This window comes from Streptomyces sp. NPDC025618, assembly GCF_055558795.1.
On record NZ_JBVHLW010000006.1, the window covers coordinates 26,431 to 49,375 of the forward strand.

Annotated in this window: 21 protein-coding genes and 1 riboswitch; of the genes, 8 read left to right on the plus strand and 13 right to left on the minus strand. The window is 71.5% G+C overall.

Going from position 1 to position 22,945, the window contains the following annotated elements; translation table 11 throughout:
• Positions 1-21: 21 nt before the first annotated feature.
• On the plus strand, positions 22-594 hold the full coding sequence (locus ACZ4A5_RS08180; protein ID WP_467579792.1) for an NADAR family protein: 573 nt from the start codon (positions 22-24) through the stop codon (positions 592-594).
• On the opposite strand, the gene ACZ4A5_RS08185 is transcribed toward ACZ4A5_RS08180, so the two are convergent.
• On the minus strand, positions 591-1,433 hold the full coding sequence (locus tag ACZ4A5_RS08185) for a DUF4190 domain-containing protein (RefSeq protein WP_467579795.1): 843 nt from the start codon (positions 1,431-1,433) through the stop codon (positions 591-593). The two genes, ACZ4A5_RS08180 and ACZ4A5_RS08185, sit on opposite strands and share 4 nt — an antisense overlap.
• Positions 1,434-1,542: 109 nt before the next feature.
• Between ACZ4A5_RS08185 and ACZ4A5_RS08190 the strand changes: the two genes are divergently transcribed.
• Both ACZ4A5_RS08190 and ACZ4A5_RS08195 read left to right on the plus strand, forming a co-directional pair.
• Entirely contained in the window at positions 1,543-2,565 is a 1,023-nt protein-coding gene (locus ACZ4A5_RS08190; RefSeq protein ID WP_467579798.1) for an adenosine deaminase, read from the plus strand.
• Between the two features lie 35 nt (positions 2,566-2,600).
• Complete coding sequence (locus ACZ4A5_RS08195; RefSeq protein ID WP_467579801.1) at positions 2,601-3,323, plus strand: glycerophosphodiester phosphodiesterase; 723 nt, start codon at positions 2,601-2,603, stop codon at positions 3,321-3,323.
• 24 nt (positions 3,324-3,347) lie between these two features.
• Here the strand turns inward: ACZ4A5_RS08195 and ACZ4A5_RS08200 are convergent, their stop codons facing one another.
• The 3 genes from ACZ4A5_RS08200 to ACZ4A5_RS08210 form a co-directional block, all read right to left on the minus strand.
• On the minus strand, positions 3,348-4,244 hold the full coding sequence (locus ACZ4A5_RS08200) for a hypothetical protein (protein WP_467579804.1): 897 nt from the start codon (positions 4,242-4,244) through the stop codon (positions 3,348-3,350).
• Positions 4,245-4,465: 221 nt separating this feature from the next.
• Positions 4,466-5,629 carry a polyamine ABC transporter substrate-binding protein gene (locus ACZ4A5_RS08205; RefSeq protein ID WP_467580197.1) on the minus strand — a complete coding sequence of 388 codons (1,164 nt, stop codon included), beginning with the start codon at positions 5,627-5,629 and terminating at the stop codon, positions 4,466-4,468.
• Between the two features lie 342 nt (positions 5,630-5,971).
• Positions 5,972-7,423, minus strand: a complete 1,452-nt coding sequence (locus tag ACZ4A5_RS08210) for a gamma-aminobutyraldehyde dehydrogenase (protein WP_467579807.1) — start codon at positions 7,421-7,423, stop codon at positions 5,972-5,974.
• 179 nt (positions 7,424-7,602) lie between these two features.
• Here ACZ4A5_RS08210 and ACZ4A5_RS08215 point away from each other — a divergent pair, with 179 nt between their 5' ends.
• The 5 genes from ACZ4A5_RS08215 to ACZ4A5_RS08235 all read left to right on the plus strand — a co-directional run bounded on the left by ACZ4A5_RS08215 (position 7,603) and on the right by ACZ4A5_RS08235 (position 12,989).
• Complete coding sequence (locus ACZ4A5_RS08215; protein WP_116215956.1) at positions 7,603-8,091, plus strand: Lrp/AsnC family transcriptional regulator; 489 nt, start codon at positions 7,603-7,605, stop codon at positions 8,089-8,091.
• Complete coding sequence (locus ACZ4A5_RS08220; RefSeq protein ID WP_467579812.1) at positions 8,076-9,455, plus strand: aspartate aminotransferase family protein; 1,380 nt, start codon at positions 8,076-8,078, stop codon at positions 9,453-9,455. Before ACZ4A5_RS08215 ends, ACZ4A5_RS08220 begins: the two co-directional genes overlap by 16 nt.
• A 330-nt stretch (positions 9,456-9,785) precedes the next feature.
• Positions 9,786-10,523 carry an ABC transporter ATP-binding protein gene (locus ACZ4A5_RS08225; protein WP_398869877.1) on the plus strand — a complete coding sequence of 246 codons (738 nt, stop codon included), beginning with the start codon at positions 9,786-9,788 and terminating at the stop codon, positions 10,521-10,523.
• Positions 10,505-11,731 (plus strand): hypothetical protein, encoded by a 1,227-nt coding sequence (locus tag ACZ4A5_RS08230; RefSeq protein ID WP_467579816.1) that lies wholly within the window; start codon positions 10,505-10,507, stop codon positions 11,729-11,731. Before ACZ4A5_RS08225 ends, ACZ4A5_RS08230 begins: the two co-directional genes overlap by 19 nt.
• Positions 11,732-12,065: 334 nt before the next feature.
• Positions 12,066-12,989: a DMT family protein gene (locus ACZ4A5_RS08235; RefSeq protein WP_467579819.1), complete on the plus strand. Its 924-nt coding sequence runs from the start codon at positions 12,066-12,068 to the stop codon at positions 12,987-12,989.
• Between the two features lie 75 nt (positions 12,990-13,064).
• Here ACZ4A5_RS08235 and ACZ4A5_RS08240 read toward each other — a convergent pair whose 3' ends face one another.
• From ACZ4A5_RS08240 to rpsB, 9 genes are all read right to left on the minus strand, one after another.
• Positions 13,065-14,093, minus strand: coding sequence for an ABC transporter ATP-binding protein (locus tag ACZ4A5_RS08240; protein ID WP_467579822.1), 1,029 nt, complete (start codon positions 14,091-14,093; stop codon positions 13,065-13,067).
• Positions 14,094-15,707 carry an ABC transporter permease gene (locus tag ACZ4A5_RS08245; RefSeq protein WP_467580199.1) on the minus strand — a complete coding sequence of 538 codons (1,614 nt, stop codon included), beginning with the start codon at positions 15,705-15,707 and terminating at the stop codon, positions 14,094-14,096. It lies immediately after the preceding gene.
• An 89-nt stretch (positions 15,708-15,796) separates the two neighbouring features.
• Entirely contained in the window at positions 15,797-16,882 is a 1,086-nt protein-coding gene (locus ACZ4A5_RS08250) for a thiamine ABC transporter substrate-binding protein (protein ID WP_467579824.1), read from the minus strand.
• Positions 16,878-16,982, minus strand: a riboswitch (TPP riboswitch). It overlaps the preceding gene by 5 nt.
• A gap of 69 nt (positions 16,983-17,051) precedes the next feature.
• Complete coding sequence (gene rlmN / locus ACZ4A5_RS08255) at positions 17,052-18,158, minus strand: dual-specificity RNA methyltransferase RlmN (protein WP_361525243.1); 1,107 nt, start codon at positions 18,156-18,158, stop codon at positions 17,052-17,054.
• An 88-nt stretch (positions 18,159-18,246) separates the two neighbouring features.
• Complete coding sequence (locus ACZ4A5_RS08260; protein ID WP_467579829.1) at positions 18,247-19,368, minus strand: phosphatidate cytidylyltransferase; 1,122 nt, start codon at positions 19,366-19,368, stop codon at positions 18,247-18,249.
• Complete coding sequence (frr, locus tag ACZ4A5_RS08265) at positions 19,368-19,925, minus strand: ribosome recycling factor (protein ID WP_467579831.1); 558 nt, start codon at positions 19,923-19,925, stop codon at positions 19,368-19,370. The genes ACZ4A5_RS08260 and frr overlap by 1 nt, the downstream gene beginning before the upstream one ends.
• Positions 19,926-20,095: 170 nt before the next feature.
• On the minus strand, positions 20,096-20,875 hold the full coding sequence (gene pyrH, locus ACZ4A5_RS08270) for a UMP kinase (protein ID WP_467579834.1): 780 nt from the start codon (positions 20,873-20,875) through the stop codon (positions 20,096-20,098).
• Positions 20,876-21,038: 163 nt separating this feature from the next.
• Positions 21,039-21,875 carry a translation elongation factor Ts gene (gene tsf, locus ACZ4A5_RS08275; RefSeq protein ID WP_467579837.1) on the minus strand — a complete coding sequence of 279 codons (837 nt, stop codon included), beginning with the start codon at positions 21,873-21,875 and terminating at the stop codon, positions 21,039-21,041.
• A 95-nt stretch (positions 21,876-21,970) separates the two neighbouring features.
• Positions 21,971-22,828 carry a 30S ribosomal protein S2 gene (rpsB, locus tag ACZ4A5_RS08280; RefSeq protein ID WP_467579840.1) on the minus strand — a complete coding sequence of 286 codons (858 nt, stop codon included), beginning with the start codon at positions 22,826-22,828 and terminating at the stop codon, positions 21,971-21,973.
• Between the last annotated feature and the right edge of the window lie 117 nt (positions 22,829-22,945).

Here is a 22,945-nt window from a genome sequence, read left to right on the forward strand (position 1 = left end):
GCCGGTGCCAGAATGACGGGCATGAAGATCAACGGGGATGCGCGCGGACCGCGGTCGGTGGAACAGCTGAAGGAGGCCGTCGCCCGCGGCGAGCATGTGAAGTACGTCTGCTTCTGGGGCCACCGGCCGCGGCGGGACGGCAGCGTGGGGCAGGGGTGTTTCAGCCAGTGGTGGCCGTCACCGTTCACAGTGGACGGCACGGTCTACGCCACGGCCGAGCACTGGATGATGGCGGGCAAGGCCCGGCTCTTCGACGACGGGGAGGCGCTGGCCCGGGTCCTCGCGGCCGGCCACCCCAAGGAGGCGAAGGACGCCGGCCGCACGGTGCGCGGCTTCGACGAGGAGGTCTGGCGGCGGCACCGCTTCGCGCTCGTGGTGGAGGGCAGCGTCCACAAGTTCGCGCAGGACGCGGAGCTCCGCGCGTATCTGCTCGGCACGGGCGACCGGGTGCTGGTCGAGGCCAGCCCGCTCGACCGGGTCTGGGGCATCGGCCTGGCCGCCGACGACGAGCGGGCCCAGGACCCCGCGCGCTGGCGCGGGGAGAATCTGCTGGGCTTCGCCCTGATGGCGGCCCGGGAGCACCTGGCGGCCTAGCGGCCAGGGACGCGGTCCACGACCCGCACGGCGGCGGACAGATACGCCCCGTAGGTCGCGCCCGGGTCGTCCTCCGGAGCGGGGGACTTGTGGTCGCTGTGGCCCACGTTGATGTAGAAGATCAGCATCAGCACGCTGGCGACCAGCCCCACACCGCCGAGGATCAGGCCGGCGAGGGACTGCCCGCCGTTGTCCGCCTCGCCGTTGCTCACCTTGGACCGGCCTATGCCGCCGAAGATGATCGCGAGTATGCCGAGGACGACCCCGAGGAAGACCGTCGGCGACAGCACGGTCCCGATGATGCCGAGCACGAGGGCGGCGACGCCGAGGCTGTTCCCGGCCGCGGGCCCGGGCTGCTGCCAGCCGGGTCCGTAGGGCGCCGTGGGATAGCCGTAGGAGCCGGGCGGCGCGTAGCCGTAGGGAGGCTGCTGCCCGTAGGGGACGGCGTGACCGTACGGAGGCTGGCCGTACGGCGGCTGACCGTAGGGCTGCTGCCCGTACGGGCCCAGGGGATACGCGCTCGGCGTGCCCGGCCCGGTGGGCGCCTGCGGCACCGGCGGCACCGGTGGCACGGCGGAGGCGGCCGGCCCGGCCGGGGGGAAGGCGTACGGGGGCGGGCCCTGGGGGGCGCTCGGCGGCACGGCGCCGTGCGCCCCGGGCGCCGTCTGTGCGCCGGGCTTGTCGAGAGGCACGCGCTGCTGGGGCACCTGCTGTTCGCCGGTCCCCTCGAGCGGCGCGCGGCGCTCCGGCGGAGCCCAGGGATCGCGGTCCCCGGACTCCGGCCGCCCGTCGGCCATGGCGCCCTTGTCGGACCCGGTCTCGGACCCCTTGTCGGACATAGTCCTCCCCAGTCGTTTTCCCCGTCATGCTAAGGCCTGAGCACGGGCCCGGCGCCCGCCCCGCATACGATGATCGCCACCCGTCGACCGCACAGCCGTGGAGGCCCGCATGTCCGTACTCGACTCGTTCATCGCAGGGCTCCCGAAGGCGGAGCTGCACGTGCACCACGTCGGTTCCGCGTCCCCGCGCATCGTCGCCGAGCTGGCCGCCCGCCACCCCGACTCCCCGGTGCCCACCGACCCCGAGGCGCTCGCGGACTTCTTCACCTTCCGCGACTTCGCGCACTTCATCCAGGTGTACCTGTCGGTGGTCGACCTCATCCGGGACGCGGAGGACGTGCGGCTGCTCACCTACGAGGTCGCCCGCGACATGGCCCGGCAGAACATCCGCTACGCCGAGCTGACGGTGACCCCCTACAGCTCGACCCGGCGCGGCATCCCGGACGCGGCGTTCGTGGAGGCGATCGAGGACGCCCGCAAGGCGGCCGAGGCCGAACTGGGCGTGATACTGCGCTGGTGCTTCGACATCCCGGGCGAGGCCGGTCTGGAGGCCGCCGAGGAGACGGCCCGGATCGCCTGCGAGCTCAAGCCCGAGGGGCTCGTCTCCTTCGGGCTCGGCGGTCCGGAGATCGGGGTGCCGCGGTCGCAGTTCAAGCCGTATTTCGACCGGGCCGTCGCGGCCGGGCTGCACAGCGTCCCGCACGCCGGGGAGACCACCGGCCCGCAGACGATCTGGGACGCCCTCGTGGACCTGCGCGCCGAGCGCATCGGCCACGGCACGAGCGCGCCGCGGGACCCCGCGCTGCTGGCCCATCTCGCCGAGCACCGCATCCCGCTGGAGGTCTGCCCCACCTCCAACCTCGCCACCCGGGCGGTGACCGATCTGGAGCGGCACCCCGTCAAGGAGATGGTCGCCGCGGGTGTCCTGGTCACCGTCAACAGCGACGACCCGCCGATGTTCGGCACGGACCTCAACAAGGAGTACGGGGTCGCGGCCCGGCTGCTCGGCCTCGACGCCCGGGGCGTCGCCGAGCTCGCCAAGAACGCCGTCGAGGCATCCTTCATGGACCCGGCGGCCAAGGCGGCGCTGCGCGCGGAGATCGACTCCTACACGGCGGGCCACCTGAACTGACCCCGGAGCGGTGGCTCTCCGGCCACAATGGCCGCATGTCCACCCCACGCTCCGCCCCTCCCGCCTGCACCGCCGTAGCCCATCGCGGCGACCCGTACGTCCACCGCGAGAACACCCTCGCCTCGATCCGCTCGGCGCTGCGGGCGGGGGCGGACGCGGTCGAGGTCGATGTGCGGCTGACGCGGGACGGTGTGCCCGTACTGCTGCACGACGCGACGCTGGAGCGGCTCTGGGAGCACTCCCGCTTCCTGGGCTCGCTCTCGGCCGACGAGCTGCGGGGGCTGACGGGCGGCGGGGTGCCGACGCTGCGTGAGGCGCTCGCGCTCGCCGGGGCGGAGGCGGTCCCGGACCGGCGGCTCTTCGTCGACCTGCCGGACGTCTCGGCCGCGGAGGCGGCCGTGGCCGAGGTCCACGCGAGCGGGGCGGCCGGGCGGGTGTACTACTGCGGCGGCCCGGAGTCGATGCTCGCCGTCCGCCGGGCGGACGCGGAGGCCGAGATCGCGCTCACCTGGACGTCGCTCGCCCCGCCGCGCGCCGCCCTGCTCGACCGGGTGCGCCCGCACTGGATCAACTACCGCTTCGGCCTGCTGAGCCCGGAGCTCGTCGCCGCCCACCACGCCCAGGGCTTCCTGGTCTCGGCGTGGACGGCGGACACGCGCCGCACGATGCGCCGCCTGCTGGCCTCGGGCGTGGACTCCATCACCACCAACCGCATCACGGCGCTGCGCTCACTGGTGCCGGGCCCGGCCGGCGCCTGAGGGCCGTACCGGGCCCGGCCGGGCTCAGCCCACCCCCACGGGCTCCCAGGGGTTGGTCAGCACCGCGTCGTCCCCTATGGGCAGTCCGCTCGACCACCCGTGCTCGGGGTCGCTCACGGAGAACTCCCTGGGCGTGAGGCAGTCCAGCCGCAGCGCCTCGTCGCCTGTCCCCCGCCGGTCGCCGTCGTCCCCGGCGATGCCGCGGGGCACGAGCACATCCACGTCGTACGACGCGGAGGCCGCCTCCGGGCCCGGCACGAACCCGCGGTGGCCGAGGGAATGCGCGTAATGGCCGGGTGAGTTGACCGAGATCGCCACGCCCCCGGGGATCCGGCGCTCGGGCCGTGCGCTCCCGTGCGCTCCCGTGTAGAGCAGCCGGGTGCCCGCCTTGAAGAGGGACACGCTTCCGTCGGGCCGCCGCAGCGGCAGCGCTTCGGCGTAGACGGTGTCGTACGCGACCGGCGCGCATTCGGAGAGATAGGTGCCGGCCAAAGCGCGGCAGAGTTCGCCCAGTTCGCGGCTGGGGCGCGCGAAGGCGAGCCGCCTGTCGCTGAAGACGATCAGGAAGGCGCTGGACTCGCCCTCGACCGCCCGCCGCTTCCATGCGGCACGGGCCGTCCACACCTTGGCGGCGACGTGGTCGTGGCCCCTGGCGAGGTCGTCCTCCAGGATCCAGCAGAGGTCGAGGCCCTTGCGCCTGCGGGCGGCCGACGGATGGCCGATCTTCGCCACGAACCGGCCGTACGAGCACGGCCGCGCCTGCTCCAGCCAGGCCAGCAGGGCCGCTTCCCGGGTCTCCTGCCGGGCGCCCGGCGCGAACATCTCCTCGTGCGCCGCGTCGATGTCCGCCCCGAGCCCCGCCCCGCGGGCGGTCCGTGGCAGGGCTTCCATGGCCTCGACGATGGAGGGTTGTGCGAGCATGCCGAAACTGTTGCCGTTCAGTGCGATCACTCCCCCGGTGGTCTGCACGCCGATGACCTCTCGGCGATTTCGACAGTCTGACCATCCCCGAGATCACCGGTCAAGACCCGTTTCGGCGACGGATTCGGTGGCGGAATTTACCCGGGGAAACGGAATCAGCCACCCTCAACCCCCTTGCACCAAGGGCCTCTTGATCGAACCGGGCCCCTCGGGGGGCGGCCTCAGAGACCGACGATCTCGTTCCACTCCTTGGTGAAACCGGGGCGCTCCCGCGCCGTCATGTCGCGGGCGGTGGCGAGCCGTTTGCGCATCTCCTGGCTGGGGAAGATCAGCGGGTTCTCGGCGAGCGCGGCGAGGTCCTTGTCCTTGGACGAGGCGAGCACCTCGCGGGCGTCCGGCACCGGGCAGACGTAATTGACCGCGGCCGCCAGCCGGGCCGCGACGTCGGGCCGGTAGTAGTAGTCGATGAGGTCTTCCGCGTTGCGCTTGTGACGGGCGAGGTTGGGGATCATCAGGCTCTCGGCCCACAGCTCCGCGCCCTCCTCCGGGACGACGAACTCGATGTCCGGGTTGTCGGCCTGGAGCTGGATGACGTCACCGGAATACGCCTGGCACGCCAGGACGTCCCCGGAGGAGAGGTCCTTGATGTAGTCGTTGCCGGTGAAACGGCGGATGTGGCGCTTGCGGACCAGGTCGCGGAGCTGGTCGGCCATGGTGTGGAAGTCGTCGGCGGTCCAGCGGGTGACGTCCGCGCCGTTGCCCTGCATGAGCAGCGAGAACGCCTCGTCCATCCCGGCGAGCAGGGTGACCCGCCCCCGGAGGTCGCTCTTCCACAGGTCTGAGGTGTGCCGGATCTCGCGGCCGAGCTTCTTGCGGTTGTAGGCGATGCCGGTGATGCCGGACTGCCAGGGCACGCTGTGCAGCCGCCCGGGGTCGAAGTGCGGCTTGCGCAGCAGGGGGTCGAGCCGCCGCTCCACGTTCGGCTGGCGGGCGCGGTCCATCTCCTGGACCCAGCCCAGGCGGACGTAGCGCGCGCACATCCAGTCGCTGACGACGACGAGATCCCGGCCGGTCGCCTGGTGGTTCATCAGGGCCGGGCTGATCTTGCCGAAGAACTCGTCGTTGTCGTTGATCTCCTCGGTGTACTTCACCGAGATCCCGCTGCTCTTCTCGAAGCCCTCCAGCGTGGGCCTGCGCTGGGGGTCCTTCTCGTCGGTGTCGATGTAGAGCGGCCAGTTGGCGAAGACGAGCCGCTTGTCGCTCCCGGACCGGTCCCGCGCGGTCCGGTCGCCCGGCTGGACGTACGCGGCGGGCACCCCGCAACCGGCGAGTGCGGCGGCCCCCGCGCCGGCGCCGAGCGCGCGCAGCAGGGACCGGCGGGACAGCGTGTTCACGGGGCTCACTCGCATTTCGGCAGCATGGCGGTTCTGATCTTCGCGGGCAATGTACGGCCTGTCCGGGAGCGGCTCCCCTCCCCCGACACCTTGACGGGGCGGGCCGCCGGGGCGAGCGGAATCCGACCGCGTGCCGGGCCGGGCGTGCTCCACCGGCTCATCGTCCGGGCGTTCGATGGTACCGGCGACCGGGCCGCCGCCGAGCCCGTGGGGAGCGACGTGAGCGGGGCCACGCCGGGGGCTCCCGGCCGCGGGGAAACGGCCGGGCGGGAAACGGCCGCGGCCCCCGCCGGAGATCCGGTGGGGGCCGCGGCCGGTGGCCTGGCGAGGGGGTCAGCCCAGCGACGTCATCACGTGCTTGATGCGCGTGTAGTCCTCGAAGCTGTAGCCCGAGAGGTCCTTGCCGTAGCCGGACTGCTTGAAGCCGCCGTGCGGCATCTCGGCGACGAGCGGGATGTGGGTGTTGATCCACACACAGCCGAAGTCCAGCCGCCGGGACATCCGCATGGCCCGCCCGTGGTCCTTCGTCCACACCGACGAGGCCAGGGCGTACTCGACGCCGTTGGCGTAGGCGACGGCCTGCTCCTCGTCCGTGAAGGACTGGACGGTGATGACGGGGCCGAAGACCTCGTGCTGGATGATCTCGTCGTCCTGCTTGAGCCCGGAGACGACGGTCGGCGCGAAGAAGTAGCCCCGGTCGCCGACGCGGTGGCCGCCGGCCTCCACCTTGGCGTGGGCGGGCAGCCGCTCGATGAAGCCGGTCACCTGCTGGAGCTGGTTGGCGTTGTTGAGCGGGCCGTAGAGCACGTCCTCGTCGTCCGGCAGGCCGGTCCTGGTGTCGGCGGCCGCCTTGGCGAGCGCGGTCACGAACTCGTCGTGCACGGACTCGTGCACGAGCACACGGGTCGCGGCCGTACAGTCCTGGCCGGCGTTGAAGTAGCCCGCCACCGCGATGTCCTCGACCGCCTTGGCGATGTCGGCGTCCTCGAAGACGACGACGGGCGCCTTGCCGCCCAGCTCCAGGTGGACGCGCTTGACATCCTTGGAGGCGGACGCCGCCACCTGGATGCCGGCGCGCACGGAGCCGGTGATCGAGGCCATGGCGGGCACCGGGTGCTCCACCATGAGGCGGCCGGTCTCCCGGTCGCCGCAGATCACGTTGAAGACGCCCTTGGGGTGGCCCAGTTCCTCCAGCACCCCGCCGATGATCTCGGCCATCAGGAGCGTGGAGGCGGGCGTGGTGTCGGAGGGCTTGAGGACGACCGTGTTGCCCGCGGCGAGCGCCGGGGCGAACTTCCACACGGCCATCATCATCGGGTAGTTCCACGGCGCGACCTGCGCGCAGACGCCGATCGGCTCCCGGCGGATGATGGAGGTCATCCCCTCCATGTACTCACCGGCGGAGCGGCCCTCCAGCATCCGGGCGGCGCCGGCGAAGAAGCGGATCTGGTCCACCATGGGCGGGATCTCTTCGCTGCGGGTGAGCGCGAGCGGCTTGCCGGTGTTCTCCGACTCGGTGGCGATCAGCTCCTCGGCCCGCGCCTCGAAGGCGTCGGCGATCTTGAGCAGGACCTTCTGCCGGTCGCCGGGCACCAGGTCGCGCCAGGCCGGGAAGGCCGCCTCGGCCGCGGCCATGGCGGCGTCGACGTCGGCGGCACCGGACAGGGCGGCGGTGGCGTACGCCTCGCCGGTGACGGGATTGACCACCTCGGTGGTCCGCCCGTCGGCGGCGTCCCGGAATTCTCCGGCGATGTAGTTGCGAAGACGTCGCAGCTCGGTGGTCACGTGCGCCACCCTTTCTGTCAGCTGTCCGATGGGCGAGACACCAGCCTAGTCAGTGAGGCGACGCTTTCGACATACCTACCACCCGGAAACAACGGAATCAGTGATTCAAGACCCGCTTCGCAACGAATTTCATCGCCCAAGGGTTGCCACACAGACGAGTCCCATGCACAGTGGAGTCCGTGGCCACTCGTAGCGCAGACCCGAAGAGCGTGCAGGGCACGCCCCCGATCGACGCCGTCTCCCTGGCGATCATCGAGCAACTCCAGGAGGACGGCCGCCGCCCCTACGCGGCGATCGGCAAGGCCGTCGGGCTGTCCGAGGCGGCCGTCCGGCAGCGGGTGCAGAAGCTGCTCGACCAGGGCGTGATGCAGATCGTCGCCGTCACCGACCCGCTCACCGTCGGATTCCGGCGGCAGGCGATGGTCGGCATCAACGTCGAGGGCGACCTCGACCCGGTGGCCGACGCCCTGACCGCGATGGACGAGGTGGAGTACGTGGTGATGACCGCCGGCTCCTTCGACCTCCTCATCGAGATCGTCTGCGAGGACGACGACCACCTCCTCGAAATGATCAACAAGCGCATCCGGACCCTCCCCGGCGTGCGCTCCACCGAGAGCTTCGTCTACCTCAAGCTCCGCAAGCAGACCTACACATGGGGAACCCGATAGCCGTGAGCAAGGATCTCTCCCAGACGGCGTACGACCACCTGTGGATGCACTTCACCCGCATGTCGTCGTACGAGAACGCCCCCGTGCCCACCATCGTGCGCGGCGAGGGCACCTACATCTACGACGACAAGGGCAAGCGCTATCTCGACGGCCTCGCGGGGCTGTTCGTGGTCCAGGCCGGCCACGGCCGGGCCGAGCTGGCGGAGGCCGCCGCCAAGCAGGCGCAGGAGCTGGCCTTCTTCCCGGTGTGGAGCTACGCCCACCCCAAGGCCGTCGAGCTGGCCGAGCGACTGGCCCACTACGCCCCCGGCGACCTCAACAAGGTCTTCTTCACCACCGGCGGCGGCGAGGCCGTCGAGACCGCGTGGAAGCTCGCGAAGCAGTTCCACAAGCTGACCGGCAACCACACCAAGTACAAGGTCATCTCACGGGCCGTCGCCTATCACGGCACCCCGCAGGGCGCGCTGTCCATCACCGGTCTGCCGGCCCTGAAGGCGCCGTTCGAGCCGCTGGTCCCCGGCGCGCACAAGGTGCCCAACACCAACATCTACCGCGCCCCGATCCACGGTGACGACCCCGAGGCGTTCGGCCGCTGGGCCGCCGACCAGATCGAGCAGGAGATCCTCTTCGAGGGCCCGGACACCGTCGCCGCGGTCTTCCTGGAGCCCGTGCAGAACGCGGGCGGCTGCTTCCCGCCGCCGCCCGGCTACTTCCAGCGGGTGCGCGAGATCTGCGACCGCCACAACGTCCTGCTGGTCTCGGACGAGGTCATCTGCGCCTTCGGCCGCCTCGGCACGATGTTCGCGTGCGACAAGTTCGGCTACGTCCCGGACATCATCACCTGCGCCAAGGGCATGACGTCGGGCTACTCCCCGATCGGCGCCGCCGTCATCTCCGACCGGATCGCCGAGCCCTTCTTCAAGGGCGACGCGACCTTCCTGCACGGCTACACCTTCGGCGGTCACCCGGTCTCCGCCGCCGTGGCGCTGACGAACCTCGACATCTTCGAGCGCGAGGGCCTCAACCAGCACGTTCTGGACAACGAAGCGGCTTTTCGCGCCACTTTGTCGAAGCTGAACGACCTGCCGATCGTCGGCGACGTGCGGGGCAACGGCTTCTTCTACGGCATCGAGCTGGTGAAGGACAAGGCCACCAAGCAGTCCTTCACGCCCGAGGAGTGTGAGCGCCTGCTCTACGGCTTCGTCTCCAAGCAGCTGTTCGAGAACGGCCTGTACTGCCGGGCCGACGACCGCGGCGACCCGGTCATCCAGCTGTCGCCGCCGCTGGTCTCCGACCAGTCGACGTTCGACGAGATCGAGCAGATAGTCCGTGGCGTCCTCACGGAGGCGTGGACCAAGATCTGAGCGACCAGGACGGGCCGGATCCCACCACCGGCCCGTCCCCCCGCCGTGGCCCCGCGCGACCCCCTTCACCCCACGCGCGCGGGGGCCACGGCTCCCGGCCGGAGCGACCGCGCTCCGGCCGCACCTCCGCTCACACGTCCCGCGCGGATGCGCTCCGACGGACGGGCGAGCGCCGAGGATGAGGCCGACCGGAGGAAAAGGGGCCCTCCAGCGCCGAGCCTGGGCGAGGGCTAGGATCCCGGTTCCGTACGGTGCCAGTGACCCAATGGCCTCCGGTTCGTTCACCCGGACAGGGGAACGGACCCTCTCAAGCGACCCGAGGTGCTCGATATGGTGGCCCCGCCGGACAACGACGTGCTCTGGGCACGTGGCCTGCATTACGCGTACGACGGCTCCCCCGCTCTCGCCGGGGTCTCCGTGGGCGTGCGCGAGGGCGAGATCCTCGCCGTCACCGGGACACGTGGTTCCGGGAAGAGCACACTCCTGAAATGCCTCTCGGGCCAGCTGCTGCCCACGCCCGGCGAGGTGTGGTTCAACAGCGCGCCCGTGCACACCCTTTCGCGCCCGGCCCGGGAGCGGCTGCGCCGCGAGCGGTTCGGCTGGATCGACAGCGAGCCCCATCTCGTCCCGGAGCTCAGCGGCTGGGAGAACGCCGCCCTGCCACTGCTGCTGCGCGGCATCGGCCACCGGGCCGCCAAACGGACCGCCGGTGAGTGGCTGGAGCGCCTCGACGTCGGCGACTGCGCCCGCAAGCGGCCGGGGGCCATGCTGATGGCGCAGCGTCAGCGGATCGCCATCGCCCGCGCGCTGGCCACCGAACCGACCGTCATCTTCGCGGACGAGCCCACCGCGCCCCTGCACAACGCCGACCGGGCGCAGGTGCTGCGCACGCTGACCACGGCCGCGCGCTCGCACCAGATCACGGTCGTCATCGCCACCCTGGACGACGAGATCGCCACGCTCGCCGACCGTACGGTCGCCCTGGCCGACGGCCGCCGGGCCAGCGGCATCCCGGCGCCCGACGCGCCCGGCGGAGAGGGCAGGGCGGCGTGCTCAGTCTCCGCCTAGCGCTCGGCGCCCACCCGCTCGTCCTGCTGCGCAGACTGCTGGTCGCGGCGGCTGCCGCGGGCGTCGGCTTCCTGTTGCTGTGCACCCTCGGATACGCGGCGGCGCACCCGAAGGAGACCGGGCAGTCCGTCGTAAGGCTGGTGTGGTGCGCCGTACCGCTCGCCGCCGTCGTGCAGTTCGCCCTCGCCGTGGCCCGCACGGACCCCTCCACCCGCCCGCGCGCGGGGCTGGACGCGGCGGGCCTCGGGCCGGTGCGGATGTCCCTCCTCGCGGCGGCCTCGACGGCGATCTCCTGCACGCTCGGCAGCGGCTTCGCCCTGCTGGTCTATCTGGAGCTCCGCGGCGGCCTCGGCGGCACTCCGCTGAGCGGCTCCGCCGAGCGGGTGCTCGACGGGCACGCGCACCTGCCGTGGGGCGCGACGCTGACCCTCCTCGGCCTGCTGCCGGTCCTGGCGTCGGCCACCTGCGCCGTCGCGCTGCGCCCGCGCCGCGAGAGCGCGGCCGGCCGGCAGCCCGTGACCCCCGAGGCCGAGGCGGGGGCGCCCGTGCCGGAACCGGCCGTCCCGCCCGCGCCCAGGCCCGCCTACGCCGGTCTGCCCTGGGGCATCGCGATCATCTCGGTCGGCCTCGCGATGGAGGCGTACGTGGGCCGCGGCCCCGCGCCCGACCCCGACACCCTGCTGTCGCTGCCCGGCCGCGGCGACGGCGCCTCCCCCGGTGTCATCGGCGGCTGGCTCCTGGCCTCGCTCGGGCTGGTCCTCGCCGGGCCCGGCCTGACGCACTGGTGCGGGGTCCTGCTGTCGGCCGGACGGCCCGGCGCCGTACGGCTGCTGGCCGGGCGCATACTGCAGGACGCGGCCACCCGGATCGGCCGGCCGCTCGGCGTGCTGTGCGCCGTGGCCTCGGGCGCCCTCGCCGCGTCGGAGCTCTACGGCGCGGCCTGGGAGGGCTCCGGGCCCCGCCCCTTCGGCCCGCTGACCGGTCTCGGCGCGGCCCTGGTGATGGCCTGTGTGACCGCCACCGCCATCACCGCCGCCCTGGACAGCCGGCAGAGCCGGTCGGGCACCACGGCGGCGCTCCAGCGCCTGGGGCTCCCCGTCTCGATGCTCCGGGGCGCGGCGGTGCTGCGCACCTGCGTGCTGCTGGCCGTGCTCACCCCTCTGACATGGGCGATCGCCGAGCTGGCCGCGCTGCCCATGACCAGGTGACGGTGGCAGTGCCCGGGAGATCGCCGCTGACGGTCCGCTGAGTCGGCGCCCGAGGCGCTGTCCGGCCGCGCGCAGCGGACACGTACGCTTCCCGCGTGGCCCCTGCTGGAGGCGTCGGCCGCGGGACGGCCGACGGCGGCCTCCTCGCGCCGGTGGACTCCTCGCGAGGAGGCACCGGCGCGGGCGGCCGGTCCCACGGGCTCCCACAGGCGGCCGGCAACGCGGTCCCTCGACGAACCCGTTCTTGACCTTTTCTTGACCCAAGGCAACTTCCGCGCCGAAAAGCACGTCTGGCTCAGAAGCACGACGGTTTATCAGGCGAACGGAGCAATTGGTGATCATCGGCCTTGTGACGGCTGTCGCGGCCTCGGCCTGTTATGGAACGGGTTCTGTCCTGCAAGCCGTGGGATCGCGGAAATCGGCCCGCCAGGAGGCCGCCACCGCCTCGTCCACGGGCACCACCCAGCACGGCGGGCCGAGCCTCTCCTCCACCGCGAAGGCCGCCGTGACCTGGGAGTTCATGGTCGGTACGGTCCTGGACTTCATAGGCTTCGGGCTGGGCGCGCTGGCCGCCCGGATGCTGCCGCTGTTCCTGTCCCAGACGGTCATCAGCGCCAACCTCGTCGTCACGGCCCTGCTGAGCATCAAGCTCCTGGGCATCCGGCTGACCAAGCCCGAATGGGCGTCGATCGGTGTGGTCTGCTCCGCGCTGGTGCTGCTGGCGACCGCCGCGGGCCACGAGGGCGGCGGTGACGCCGCGCGGTCCACCCACTGGTGGCTGCTGGTCATCTCGGTCGTGCTGATGGGCGGCGGCACGGTGGCCGTACGCCTCATGGGCTCCCGGGCGGCGATCCTGGCCGGTCTGCTGTCCGGCCTCGGCTTCGGCGCGATCGGTGTGGGCGTGCGCGTCCTGGACGGCATCGACCCGTTCGACCTGCCCACCCTGCTCGCGGACCCGGCCCTCTACGCCATCCTCATATCCGGCGCCGTCGGCATGTACCTGCACACGGTCGCCCTCCAGATCGGCTCGGTCAACGGCGCCACCGCGGCGCTGGTCGTCGGCGAGACCGTCCTGCCGGGCATCATCGGCGTCCTCCTGCTCGGTGACAGCTCCCGCCCCGGCTTCGCCTGGGTCGCGGTGCTCGGCTTCCTGCTGGCGGTGACCGGCGCGGTGGCGGTCGCGTGGTTCGGCGAACCGGAGGGCGCGCCGGCGGCGGAGGCGGAAGAGAAGGAACTCCAGCCGGCGTCCGGCGGCTGACACTCCGCCGGACGTACGCGTACGGGCCGGCCGCCTGTCCCCCACGGACCAGGCGGCCGGCCCGTTCCCGTACGGTCAGGAACCGCTCAGCACCACCACGTCGTCGGCGCGGAACACCACGCCCACCCGGTCGCCCGTCTCCGGCGCGTCCCGCAGCCCGCACGCGGCCTCCAGCTCCGGGCCCTGCGCGGGCCGGAGCAGCACCACCACGTGATCGCCCCGGAAGGTCCGCCCGGTGACCGTGCAGGGCAGCCCTTCCGCCTCCGGTGCCAGGCGCACACCGGCGGGCCGTACGAGCAGACGGCAGCGGCCCTCCAGGGTCCCGGCGGGCACCGGGACCTTGCCCCACACCGTGTCGGCGCGCTCCCCGGAGACCGTCGCCCCGACCACGTTGTCGAAACCGAGGAAGCGGGCCACGAACTCCGACGCCGGCCGCTGCCAGACCTCCAGCGGGGTCCCGGCCTGCGCGATGCGGCCGTCCCGCATCACCACGACACGGTCGGCGAGCGCGAACGCCTCGCCCTGGTCGTGGGTGACGGCCAGCACGGTGGTGCCCAGCCGCCCGAAGAGCTCCCGCAGCTCCACCACGAGGCGCTCGCGCAGGCTCCGGTCGAGCTGGCCCAGTGGCTCGTCGAGCATCAGCAGCCGCGGCCGCGGGGCGAGCGCGCGGGCGAGCGCGACGCGCTGCTGCTCGCCGCCCGACAGCGCCGCGACGGGCCGCCGCTGGGCGCCCGGCAGGCCCACCATGTCGAGCAGTTCGGCCACCCGGCGCTCCGCCTCGGCGCGGCCGGTCCCGCGCATGCGCAGCCCGAAGCCGACATTGCCGCCCACGTCCCGCTGCGGGAAGAGCTGGTGGTCCTGGAACATCAGGCCCACCTCACGCCGGTGCGTCGGCACACCGGTCTGGTCGTGCCCGGAGAGGAACACCCGCCCGGCGTCCGCCCGCTGCAAGCCGGCGACCACCCGCAGCAGTGTGGACTTGCCGCTGCCGCTCGGTCCGAGCACGCACACCGTCTCGTGCTCGGCCACCTCAAGGCCGACCGCGTCCAGCGCCGCGCGCTCGCCGAAGCGGACGGTCACGCCGTCCAGTCGCAGCAGGGACATCTAGAACTCTCCCGAACGGTCGGTGCGTACGCGCTCCAGCACCAGCAGCGCCGCCGCGCACACCAGCATCAGGATCGTGCTGAGGGCCATCGCCTGGCCGTAGTTGAGCTCGCCGGGCCGGCCGAGCAGGCGTGCCACGGCCACGGGCAGCGTCGGGTTGTCGGGCCGGGCGATGAAGACGGTCGCCCCGAACTCGCCCAGTGACACGGCGAACGCGAAACCGGCCGCGACCGCCAGGGCGCGGCCCACCAGCGGCAGGTCGACCTCGCGCCAGGCGCGCAGCGGTGAGGCGCCGAGCACCGCGGCGGCCTCGCGCAGCCGGGCGTCCACCGCGCGCAGCACGGGCAGCATGGTCCGCACGACGAACGGCACGCCCACCAGGGCCTGCGCGAGCGGCACCAGGATCCACGACGTGCGCAGGTCCAGCGGCGGCTCGTCCAGGGTGATCAGGAAGCCGAAGCCGACGGTCACCGCGGAGGTGCCGAGCGGCAGCATCAGCAGCGCGTCGAAGCCGCGGACGAGCTTCCCCGCGCGCCGGGTGAGGGCGGCGGCGGCCAGGCCGCCCACGACCACCGCGATGCCGGTGGCCGCCAGCGCGTACGCCAGCGAATTGCCGATGGCCTCCAGCGGGGCGACGACGAACGTCCCGCCGTTGTCCCCCGCCGAGGCGAGGGCGCGGTAGAAGGCCAGGCCGTAGCCGTCCGGGCCGTCGAAGGAGCGCAGGGTGAGGACGACGAGCGGCACCAGCACCAGCAGCGCGATCACGGTCAGCACGGAGCCGAGCAGCGCCCACTGCGCCGCGCCGCGCGGCCTGTGGGCGGTGCGCGCGGCGTCGACGAGCCTCAGGGCGGACTCCCTGCGGCGCACGGTCCGGCCGTGCACGACGAGCAGCACGGCCACCGCGACGAACTGCACGAGCGTGAGCACGGCCGCGGTCGGCAGGTCCAGCAGCTGCGCGGTCTGCTGATAGATCTCCACCTCCAGCGTGGAGTAGCGCGGGCCGCCCAGGATCTGCACGACGCCGAAGGAGGTGAAGGTGAAGAGGAAGACCATCAGCGCCGCGGCGGCCACGGCGGGCGTCAGGGCGGGCAGCGTCACCCGCCGCCAGGCGGCGAACCGGCCCGCTCCCAGCACCCGCGCCGCCTCCTCCTGGCGCGGGTCGAGCTGCGCCCAGAGGCCGCCGACGGTCCGTACGACGACGGCGTAGTTGAAGAAGACGTGGGCGAGGAGGATCGCCCACACCGTGGTGTCCAGGCGCACGCCCCACAGCTCGTCCAGCAGCCCGCCGCGCCCGAGCAGCGCCAGGAACGCCGAGCCGACGACGACGGTCGGCAGGACGAAGGGAACGGTGACCACGGCCCGCAGCAGCTGTTTGCCGGGGAAGTCGAAGCGCGCGAAGACGTACGCGCCGGGGAGCGCGAGGGCGAGGGTCAGCGCGGTGGAGGCGAGGGCCTGCCAGGTCGTGAACCACAGGACGTGGCCGATGGCGGGGTCGGTGACGACCTCGCCGACGCGGCCGAACTGCCAGCGCCCGCCGTCCTTGAGACCGCGGGAGACGATCGCGGCGACGGGATAGGCGAAGAAGACCCCGAAGAAGGCGAGCGGCACGGCCATCAGGCCGAGCCGCACCGCCGTCGGCCGCCAGGGCCGCCGGGACCGCCCGGAGGCGCTCCTGGGGCCCTCGGACGGCTTTGCCGCGACGTCTACTTCAGGACGATCGAGGACCATGCCTTGACCCACTGCTCGCGGTTCTTGGCGATCTTCTCGGGGGCGAGCGTCGCGGGGTCGGTGACCTTCGCGCCGTACTTGGTGAACAGCTCCGGCAGCGCGGCGTCCTCGGCGGCGGGCTTGACGAACATCGTCAGCGGCATGTCCTCCTGGAACTTCCTGCTCAGCAGGAAGTCGACCAGCGCCTTGCCGCCCTCGGTGTTCTTCGCGCCGGACAGCAGTCCGGCGAACTCGATCTGGCGGAAGCACGTGCCGGTCGCGACACCGGTCGGGGCCTCCTTCGGCTCCGGCTTCACATCCATCACCTCGGCGGGCGGGCTGGAGGCGTAGGAGACGACCAGCGGCTTGTCGCCCTTGGCCTTCCGGCCCGCGGCGGAGCCGGAGAAGCGCTGGTTGTACGCCTGCTCCCAGCCGTCGACCACCTCGACGCCGTTGGCCTTGAGCTTCTTCCAGTAGTCCTGCCAGCCGGCGTCGCCGTACTTCGCGATGCTGCCGAGCTGGAAGGCCAGGCCGGGCGAGGACGTGGCGGAGTTCTCCGTGACCAGGAGGTTCTTGTACTCCGGCTTGATCAGGTCGTCGAAGGACTGCGGCGGGGCCAGCTTGTGGCCGGCGAAATACGCGCGGTCGTAGTTGACGCAGATGTCGCCGGTGTCGATCGGGGTGACCCGGTGCCGCGCGGCGTCGAGCTGGAGGTCCTTGGGGACGCGGTCCAGGCCCTTGGCCTCGTACGGCGTGAAGAGGTCCTTGTCCAGGGCGCGCGACAGGAGGGTGTTGTCGACGCCGAAGAAGACGTCGCCCTGGGGGTGCCTGGCGGAGAGGATCGCCTGGTTGACGGCCGCTCCGGCGTCACCGCTCTTGACCGTCTTGACGGTGTAGCCGCTCTGCTTCTCGAAGTCCTTGAGCACGCTGTCCGAGATCTGGAACGAGTCGTGCGAGACCAGGGTGACGGTCTTGCCGCCGTCGGTCCCGCCGGAGCCGCCCGAGCCGCAGGCGGCCAGCGCGGGCAGGCCGAGCGCGACGGCGGCCGCCGCGCCGAGGGCACGCCGGAGGTTGGTGTTCATGGTGCGTCTGACTCCCTACGCCGGTATGACCCGGATCAGGTCCGAGGGTCTGCGGCCCGTGCCGCACTCTCAGCGCTCTCGCGCTCCCCTGTCGGATTGTTCATTTGTGCGTTCGTTTGTGCGCTCGAAGGCGCGAAGGCACCGTATCAGTGCCGCCCCGGGACCGCGCTCAGCGCTCGGCCGCCGCCAGCTGCCCGCAGGCGCCGTCGATCTCCTGGCCGCGGGTGTCGCGAACGGTCACCGGCACGCCGTGCGCGGCGATCGCCTGGACGAACGCCCGCTCGTCCTCCGGCCGGGAGGCCGTCCACTTCGAGCCCGGGGTGGGGTTGAGCGGGATGAGGTTGACGTGCACGCGCTTGCCCTTGAGGAGCCGGCCGAGCAGGTCACCGCGCCACGCCTGGTCGTTGATGTCGCGGATCAGGGCGTACTCGATGGAGATGCGGCGGCCCGACTTCTCCGCGTACTCCCAGGCGGCGTCGAGGACCTCGCGGACCTTCCAGCGGGTGTTGACCGGCACCAGGGTGTCGCGCAGCTCGTCGTCGGGCGCGTGCAGCGAGACCGCGAGGCGGCACTTGAAGCCCTCGTCGGCGAAGCGGTGCATCGCGGGGACCAGGCCGACGGTGGAGACGGTGATACCGCGCTGGGAGAGGCCGAGGCCGTCCGGCTCGGGGTCGGTGAGCCGGCGGATGGCGCCGACGACCCGCTTGTAGTTGGCGAGCGGCTCGCCCATGCCCATGAAGACGATGTTGGACAGGCGCGCGGGCCCGCCGGGCACCTCGCCGTCGCGCAGCGCGCGCATGCCGTCCACGATCTGGTGCACGATCTCGGCGGCCGACAGATTGCGGTCGAGACCGGCCTGGCCCGTGGCACAGAACGGGCAGTTCATCCCGCAGCCGGCCTGGGAGCTGATGCACATGGTGACCCGGTCGGGATAGCGCATCAGCACCGACTCGACCAGCTTGCCGTCGTGCAGCCGCCAGAGGGTCTTGCGGGTGGTGTCGTCGTCGCACGAGATGTGCCGGACGACACTCATCAGCTCGGGCAGCAGCTCGGCCGCGAGCTTCTCGCGGGAGGCGGCAGGGATGTCGGTCCATGCCGCGGGGTCGTGCGCATACCGGGCGAAGTAGTGCTGCGACAGCTGCTTCGCGCGGAACGGCTTCTCGCCGATCGCGGCAACCGCCTCGCGGCGCTCGGCGGGCGAGAGGTCGGCAAGGTGCCGCGGGGGCTGCTTGGCCCCGCGCGGCGCGACGAAAGTGAGTTCTCCAGGTGCAGGCATGGTCCTACCAGTGTCGCAGACGTGCGGAGAGGGGCCCGCCGTCCTGTGGACAACGAGCCCCTCACCGAGAAAAGCGCAGGCCGGAGCCCTACGCGCTGCCGACGAAGATCACCATCAGCAGCCATACCACGGGGGCGGTGGGCAGCAGGGAGTCCAGCCGGTCCATGATCCCGCCGTGGCCGGGCAGCAGGGCGCCCATGTCCTTGATGCCCAGGTCACGCTTGATCATGGACTCGCCGAGGTCGCCCAGCGTGGCGCTGACCGCGACGGCGAGGCCGAGCAGCAGGCCCTGCCACCACTGCCCGTCGTCGATCAGGAAGCGCATGCACAGCGCGCCCGCCACCATGGCGAACAGGACGGCCCCCAGCAGGCCCTCGCGCGTCTTGCCGGGGCTGATGCGCGGCGCCAGCTTGCGCTTGCCGAACTTCCAGCCCACCGCGTACGCACCCGTGTCGCTGACGACCGTCAGGATCAGGAAGGTGAGCACTCGCCACGCGCCGTCGCCCGCGGCCAGCATCAGGGCCACGAAGGTGGCCAGGAAGGGCACGTAGAACGCGGCGAAGATGCCCGCCGTGACATCCCTGAGATAGCCGTCCGGCGGCTCGGGCATCCGCCACACCAGCACGGCGAGCGCGCTGAACGCCATGGCCACCCACGCGCCCTCGGCACCGCTCGCGTAGCCGGCGATGACCATGGCGGCACCGCCGAGCGCGAGCGGCACCAGCGGGGCCTTGATCGCCTTCCGCTCGGCCAGGCGGGAGGTCAGCTCCCACAGCCCGACGACGACGGCGACGACGATCACGCCGAGGAAGACGGGCTTGTAGATGAACAAGGAGGCGAGAATGACCGCGCCGAGGCCCAGTCCCACCCCTATCGCGGCCCGGAGATCGCGGCCGGCGCTCTTCTTCCCGGCCTTGGGCGCCTGGGGAACTGCAGGCTCCGGGGCAGAATCCTGGGGCCGGATGTCGGGCTCCTGTTCATCACGGAACAGGGGGCCGCGCAGGTGGGCGGCCCCCTCGTCACGGTCGTCCTGGTCTCCGCCTGAGGAGGGCACGATGGGCATGGGCCGAGTCTGCGCCGCGGCGCCCGCCTCATGCACAGGACCCGCCGAGCCCGGGCGCACGTCCCCTCCGAGCGAGGGGGAGGGTCCGCGGTCGGTGGACCCCCAGTACCCGGCGCTCGACGGGGCCCCCCAGGATGTGTCGTTCATCAGACCTCGAGGAGCTCGGCTTCCTTGTGCTTGAGCAGCTCGTCCACCTGCGTGACGTACTTCGCGGTGGTGTCGTCGAGCTCCTTCTCCGCGCGGCGCACCTCGTCCTCGCCGGACTCCTTGTCCTTGACGAGCTTGTCGAGGGTTTCCTTCGCCTTACGGCGGATGGCGCGGATCGAGATCTTCGCGTCCTCGCCCTTGCCGCGCGCGACCTTGATGTACTCCTTGCGGCGCTCCTCGGTCAGCTGCGGGAACGTCACCCGGATGATGCTGCCGTCGTTGCTCGGGTTGACACCGAGGTCCGAGTCGCGGATGGCCTGCTCGATGTTGCGCAGCGCGCTCTTGTCGAAGGGCGTCACGACGGCCATGCGCGGTTCCGGCACCGAGAAGGACGCCAGCTGGTTGATCGGCGTCAGCGCGCCGTAGTAGTCCGCCACGATCTTGTTGAACATCGCGGGGTGCGCACGCCCGGTGCGGATCGCCGCGAAGTCTTCCTTGGCGACCACAACGGCCTTCTCCATCTTCTCCTCGGCCTCGAGGAGGATCTCTTCGATCACCACTTGCTCCTGGTGTTATCAGTAAGCAGAGCCTCGCCCCTGCGCGCGTCTTCTCCTGCACGGTGTCCGACCGGCAGGCAGTTGTCCATCCCCGTGCCGGGGTCTTCCCACGGCACGGTGTTGCCGTCCCTGGGCAGCGTGATCGCCCAGGCCGGCGGTTGTCCGGGCCGTCAGGCCCGCGTGCTCTGGTCGCTCACGAGCGTGCCGATCTTCTCACCCTTGACCGCACGCGCGATGTTGCCCTCGGCGAGCAGCTCGAAGACGAGGATCGGCACCTTGTTGTCCATGCACAGGGAGATGGCGGTGGCGTCGGCGACCTTGAGGCCGCGCGAGAGCACCTCGCTGTATTCGAGGGCGTCGAACTTCACCGCGTCGGGGTTCTTCTTCGGGTCGGAGTCGTAGACCCCGTCGACACCGTTCTTGCCCATCAGGATCGCCTCGGCGTGGATCTCCAGGGCGCGCTGGGCGGCGGTGGTGTCGGTGGAGAAGTAGGGCATGCCCATACCGGCGCCGAAGATGACGACGCGGCCCTTCTCCAGGTGGCGCACCGCGCGCAGCGGGATGAACGGCTCGGCGACCTGGCCCATGGTGATGCCGGTCTGCACCCGCGTCTCGACGCCTTCCTTGACCAGGAAGTCCTGGAGGGCGAGCGAGTTCATCACGGTGCCGAGCATGCCCATGTAGTCCGAGCGGGCACGGTCCATGCCGCGCTGCTGGAGCTCGGCGCCGCGGAAGAAGTTGCCGCCGCCGATGACGACGGCGATCTCGTAGCCCTCGCGGACGACTGCCGCGATCTCACGAGCGATGGCGTGCACGACATCGGGGTCGACACCGAGGCCCCCGCCGCCGGCGAATGCCTCGCCGGACAGTTTGAGCATAAACCGACGGCGTTTGCCGTGGTCGTCGCTTTTGTCGTCGGCTGCCGGCCGGGCGTCCGCACCCTGATTCATTGGAGATCTCCTCGTGCACATACGAAGAAGGCCATTGCCGGATGGGTCTTTATCAGATCCCTTGACGGCAATGGCCTCCTCGTCACATCAGCGGCCGACCGGTGGAGGGTCGGCTGCGTACGACCCTAGCGGGTCGCAGGTCATTCGCTGCCCTGCTGACGGCTCAGGCGCCGACGCGGATGCGCGAGAAGCGCTTCAGCGTGACACCGGCCTCGTCCAGAACCTTCTGGACGGTCTTCTTGTTGTCCTTGGCGAACGCCTGCTCGAGAACGGAGTTCTCCTTGACGAAACCGGTGACGCGACCCTCGATGATCTTCGGCAGGGCGGCCTCGGGCTTGCCCTCCTCGCGGGCGGTGGCCTCGGCGACACGGCGCTCGTTCTCGAGCACGTCGGCCGGGATGTCCTCGCGGGAGAGGAACTTCGGCGCGAACGCGGCGATGTGCTGCGCGACGTCCTTGGCGACCTCGGCGTTGTCCTTGTCGAGCTCGACCAGGACGCCGACCTGCGGCGGGAGGTCCGCGGCGGTGCGGTGCATGTACGCGGAGACGAAGCCGTCGGCGAAGCGCGCGAAGCGGTCGACGACGATCTTCTCGCCGAGCGTGGCGTTGGCCTCGTCCACGAACGCCTGGACGGTCTTGCCAGCCTCGATCTCGGACGCCATGAGCGCCTCGAGGTCCGCCGGAGCGGTCTTGGCGACGTGGGCGGCCAGCGCCGCGGCGACCTCGTTGAACTTCTCGCCCTTGGCGACGAAGTCGGTCTCGCACTTCAGCTCGACGAGCACACCGGAGGTGTTGTCGTCGGCGATGACCGAGACGACGGCACCGTTCGAGGTGGTGCGGCTCTCGCGCTTGGCCACGCCCTTCAGGCCCTTGACGCGGACGATCTCGACGGCCTTGTCCAGGTCGCCGGCAGCCTCGTCCAGCGCCTTCTTGCAGTCCATCATGCCGGCGCCGGTGAGCTCGCGGAGCTTCTTGACGTCAGCGGCGGTGAAGTTCGCCATGGTGAATCTCTCTCGGAAGTCGTTGTGACTACGGGTGCGCGACGGGGGCGGCGCGCTCGCGCCGACCCCCGCCGTCATCTACCGCGACTGAGTTGTCAGGCCTGCTCGTCCGTGGCCGGCTTCTCGGCCTCGGCGGCCGGAGCCTCAGCGGCCGGAGCCTCGGTGTCGTCAGCCTTCTTCTCGCCCTCGAGCAGGTCGCGCTCCCACTCGGCGAGCGGCTCGCCGGCGGCCTTGTCGGCCTTGGCGTCACCGGTGGCGGCACCGGAGCGGGCGATGAGGCCCTCGGCGACGGCGTCGGCGATCACGCGGGTGAGCAGCGTGACGGAACGGATCGCGTCGTCGTTGCCCGGGATCTTGTAGTCGACCTCGTCGGGGTCGCAGTTGGTGTCGAGGATCGCGACGACCGGGATGCGCAGCTTGCGCGCCTCACCGACGGCGATGTGCTCCTTCTTGGTGTCCACGATCCAGACGGCGCTGGGCACCTTCTGCATCTCGCGGATGCCGCCGAGGGTCTTCTCCAGCTTGCTCTTCTCGCGGGAGAGGACGAGCAGCTCCTTCTTGGTGAGGCCGGAGGCGGCCACATCCTCGAAGTCGATGAGCTCGAGCTCCTTCAGGCGCTGCAGGCGCTTGTAGACGGTCGAGAAGTTGGTGAGCATGCCGCCCAGCCAGCGCTGGTTGACGTACGGCATCCCGACGCGGGTCGCCTGCTCGGCGATGGCCTCCTGGGCCTGCTTCTTCGTGCCGACGAACATGATGGAGCCACCGTGCGCGACGGTCTCCTTGACGAACTCGTAGGCGCGGTCGATGTACGACAGCGACTGGAGCAGGTCGATGATGTAGATGCCGTTGCGCTCCGTGAAGATGAAACGCTTCATCTTCGGGTTCCAACGACGGGTCTGGTGACCGAAGTGGACGCCGCTCTCCAGCAGCTCCCGCATCGTGACGACGGCCATGGCCGCGCTCCTTGAAATACTCGGTTCCACGGCGGCCGGGCGGCCGCCGCTCCTGACGCCCCGACGTGCCCGCCGTGAAAGGTGCCCTTGCGAGGGACCGTTCCGCGGACCGAGAGA

What these genes read in the sequence shown, in the direction of transcription:
- rlmN (WP_361525243.1), bottom strand. Translation starts at nt 18,158, where the DNA reads ATGCCTGCACCTGGAGAACTCACTTTCGTCGCGCCGCGCGGGGCCAAG.
- ACZ4A5_RS08245 (WP_467580199.1), bottom strand. Translation starts at nt 15,707, where the DNA reads ATGGCCGTGCCGCTCGCCTTCTTCGGGGTCTTCTTCGCCTATCCCGTC.
- ACZ4A5_RS08240 (WP_467579822.1), bottom strand. Translation starts at nt 14,093, where the DNA reads ATGTCCCTGCTGCGACTGGACGGCGTGACCGTCCGCTTCGGCGAGCGC.
- ACZ4A5_RS08260 (WP_467579829.1), bottom strand. Translation starts at nt 19,368, where the DNA reads ATGAACGACACATCCTGGGGGGCCCCGTCGAGCGCCGGGTACTGGGGG.
- pyrH (WP_467579834.1), bottom strand. Translation starts at nt 20,875, where the DNA reads ATGAATCAGGGTGCGGACGCCCGGCCGGCAGCCGACGACAAAAGCGAC.
- ACZ4A5_RS08180 (WP_467579792.1), top strand. Translation starts at nt 22, where the DNA reads ATGAAGATCAACGGGGATGCGCGCGGACCGCGGTCGGTGGAACAGCTG.
- ACZ4A5_RS08195 (WP_467579801.1), top strand. Translation starts at nt 2,601, where the DNA reads ATGTCCACCCCACGCTCCGCCCCTCCCGCCTGCACCGCCGTAGCCCAT.
- ACZ4A5_RS08250 (WP_467579824.1), bottom strand. Translation starts at nt 16,882, where the DNA reads ATGAACACCAACCTCCGGCGTGCCCTCGGCGCGGCGGCCGCCGTCGCG.
- rpsB (WP_467579840.1), bottom strand. Translation starts at nt 22,828, where the DNA reads ATGGCCGTCGTCACGATGCGGGAGCTGCTGGAGAGCGGCGTCCACTTC.
- ACZ4A5_RS08225 (WP_398869877.1), top strand. Translation starts at nt 9,786, where the DNA reads ATGGTGGCCCCGCCGGACAACGACGTGCTCTGGGCACGTGGCCTGCAT.
- tsf (WP_467579837.1), bottom strand. Translation starts at nt 21,875, where the DNA reads ATGGCGAACTTCACCGCCGCTGACGTCAAGAAGCTCCGCGAGCTCACC.
- ACZ4A5_RS08190 (WP_467579798.1), top strand. Translation starts at nt 1,543, where the DNA reads ATGTCCGTACTCGACTCGTTCATCGCAGGGCTCCCGAAGGCGGAGCTG.
- ACZ4A5_RS08200 (WP_467579804.1), bottom strand. Translation starts at nt 4,244, where the DNA reads ATGCTCGCACAACCCTCCATCGTCGAGGCCATGGAAGCCCTGCCACGG.
- ACZ4A5_RS08185 (WP_467579795.1), bottom strand. Translation starts at nt 1,433, where the DNA reads ATGTCCGACAAGGGGTCCGAGACCGGGTCCGACAAGGGCGCCATGGCC.
- ACZ4A5_RS08220 (WP_467579812.1), top strand. Translation starts at nt 8,076, where the DNA reads ATGGGGAACCCGATAGCCGTGAGCAAGGATCTCTCCCAGACGGCGTAC.